General features: G+C 74.3%; 3 protein-coding genes. 1 reads left to right on the top strand and 2 read right to left on the bottom strand.

The annotated features are described in order from the left end of the window. Nucleotides 1-207, bottom strand: a 207-nt coding sequence (locus AB0M20_RS42760) for a hypothetical protein (RefSeq protein WP_364307148.1), incomplete at its 3' end; no start/stop codon positions are given. Further along, nucleotides 204-905 carry an ATP-binding cassette domain-containing protein gene (locus AB0M20_RS42755; RefSeq protein WP_364307147.1) on the bottom strand — a complete coding sequence of 234 codons (702 nt, stop codon included), beginning with the start codon at nucleotides 903-905 and terminating at the stop codon, nucleotides 204-206. The genes AB0M20_RS42755 and AB0M20_RS42760, both read right to left, overlap by 4 nt. A gap of 100 nt (nucleotides 906-1,005) precedes the next feature. Here AB0M20_RS42755 and AB0M20_RS42750 point away from each other — a divergent pair. After that, nucleotides 1,006-1,547 (top strand): histidine kinase dimerization/phosphoacceptor domain-containing protein (locus AB0M20_RS42750; RefSeq protein ID WP_364307145.1); only part of this gene is annotated, 542 nt, incomplete at its 3' end.

Raw genomic sequence — 1,547 nt, 5'->3', positions numbered from 1 at the left:
CACCCCGAGGATCATCGCGCCGATCAGCCCGATGGCCAGCTCCTGCAGGCCGATGTCGGCGGAGTCGGTGCCGGCGGCGATCGCCCGGCGGGTGGCCGGCCCGTTGATCAGCACCACCAGCGGGGCCAGCACGACACCCAGCACGAGCCCGACCCGGGCGGTCGGCAGGGTCAGCAGCTTGCGGACCTCGGCCCGGACGAGGCTCATCGCGGATCACCGGTCAGCGCGAAGAAGGCGTCCTCCAGGCTCCGGTGCGCGCCGACGACCTCGGCCAGGGTGCCCTGTTTGACGACCCGGCCGTGGTCGATCACGACCACGTCGTCGGCGGTCTCGGCCAGCTCGCCCATCAGATGACTGGAGAGCAGCACGGTGCGGCCCTCGCGCGCGCTCCGCCGCAGGAAGTCGCGCATCCACCGGATCCCGGCCGGGTCGAGGCCGTTGACCGGCTCGTCGAGGATCAGCACCTCGGGGTCGCCGAGCAGTGCCGTGGCCAGCCCCAGCCGGCGGCTCATGCCGAGCGACAGGCGGCCGGCCCGCTTGCGCGCCGCATCGGTCAACCCGACGACCTCGAGCACCTCGGCGACGCGGGAGTCCGGCACGCCGTTGCTCGCGGCCACCCAGCGCAGGTGTGCGCGCACCGTGCGTGCCCGGTGGGCCCCGCTGCCGTCGAGCATCGCCCCGACGGTCCGCAGTGGAGAGGCAAGCTCCGCATACGCCCGCCCGCACACCAGCGCGCTCCCGGATCGAGGACGGTCCAGCCCGAGCAGGATGCGCAGGGTCGACGTCTTGCCGGCCCCGTTCGGCCCGAGGAAGCCCGTCACCCGCCCGGGGTGGGCCTCGAAGCTCACCTCGGACAGGATGGTGGCCCTGCCCTTGACCTTGGTGACTCGATCGATGCTGATCACGGCGACAAGTCAACCGCCGTACCCGGACGCCGCACATCATGCCGTGGTCGGAACCGTTCGCCGGCCGTCAGACCGTGGTCTGAGAACTACTGTCATCCCGGTGAGCGCACTTCCCCGCCCGGCGGCCCGATCCCGGGTCGCCCCGGTCCTGGCCATCGTGGCCGGCGTGCTGGTCCTGGCCATGTGCACGGTGGGCGCCGACGGGCCGCCGGCCCGCGTGCTGCCGTGGACGCTGGTCGGCGGGGCGGTGACGACGGCGATCTGGGCGGTGCGCCGCGCGCGGGCGGACCGGCGCGACTACGAGGCCCGGCTGACCGCCTGGGCCGCGACCGAGGCGGTGCTCGCCGAGCGGCTGCGCATCGCGCACGACCTGCACGACATCGTGTCCCACGGCCTCGGCCTGATCACGGTACGCGCGGCCGCCGCCCGGCACGTGGCGCAGCCGGCGGAGATGACCGCGGCGCTGACCGACATCGAGGAGGCGAGCCGGGACGCCACCGCGGAGCTGCGCCGCATGCTCACCGTCCTGCGAACCCCGGCCTCGACCGCGCCCCTGGACACCCTCGACGACCTGCCCGGCATCGTGGACGCCTTCGCCAAGGCCGCGCTCCGGCCCGCGCTGAGCGTCGAGCCGCTCGGCCC

Origin of the sequence: Actinoplanes sp. NPDC051633, from assembly GCF_040681735.1 — a bacterium.
Taxonomy (GTDB): domain Bacteria; phylum Actinomycetota; class Actinomycetes; order Mycobacteriales; family Micromonosporaceae; genus Actinoplanes.
The sequence above is the reverse complement of the archived record's forward strand: the minus strand, read 5'-3'. Positions and strand labels throughout refer to the sequence as shown.